This is a genomic window from Oleiphilus sp. HI0117, from assembly GCF_001635235.1.
The window spans coordinates 1-917 of record NZ_LWGA01001438.1; the positions used below are offsets into that span (position 1 = coordinate 1).

General features: G+C 49.2%; 1 protein-coding gene. It reads right to left on the bottom strand.

Annotation, left to right across the window (positions count from 1 at the left end; genetic code table 11):
- Positions 1-890, bottom strand: an 890-nt coding sequence (locus A3757_RS24080) for a cobaltochelatase subunit CobN (RefSeq protein WP_369819604.1), incomplete at its 3' end; no start/stop codon positions are given.
- Between the last annotated feature and the right edge of the window lie 27 nt (positions 891-917).

Here is a 917-nt window from a genome sequence, read left to right on the forward strand (position 1 = left end):
GCCCAAATAGGTTCGACGCCCATCAGAGCAAAAGCCTGAGCGATATCATCGCCACCGGTTCGCATGGTTGCCGTACCCCAAACTGACAAACCTAGCTGTTTGGGATAATCACCATGCGCTTGAAGATGACGTTCGATCAAAGCTTGGGCCGAACGCTTTCCTATTTCCCACGCCGCCGGGGACGGTATGGCACGATTATCAACGGAAAAGAAATTACGCCCTGTCGGCAAGGTATCCAATCTTCCTCGCGTTGGTGCGCCACTCGGGCCAGGGTCAATGCGCTTACCTCTTAAGCCCTTGATGATTGAGCCCAACTCCAGTTCTGCACTTTTTCTCAACGCAGCTAAGAGCACGTCTTTTGTATAATTGAGCTGCGCTAGTGTAGAAGGTAATTGCGCAAGCAACGGAATTGATTCGTCAGACAAGACATAGGTTTCTACTAGCTTTTTGGCAAGCAGTTCTAGTCGCTCACGTGTATCCGCTTCGGTACGCCAAAGTCCTTCATCTAGTTCGGCTAAGCATTCAGGTCTCGTGCCCTCCCAAGCTTCCGCACCTGCAGACAGTGGATCAAATAGATCATCGTCACCTTTAATATCTAAATCCAGAACCAGGTTATGAAGAATTCCCTGACTGTGTTTCTCACCACCACGAGGCAAGCGCAGTAAGGCCACTATCGTATCCGAAAGCTTCTCCTTGTTTGGCAGCACCCCTAGTATATGCAGACCATGTCGTATCTGCGCTTCCTTGATGTCACATAAATACGCATCGAGCCGATTTAGTACAGCGTCTTCATCTGACGTATCTTCAGTGCCAAGTTCGTCTAGCACATTGCTATCTTTTACCTGATCCAAAATCGCTTTTCGGAGATAGACTTCGCGCTTGTCGTCCATTCCCATTGCCTGGTAATACTCATCGAC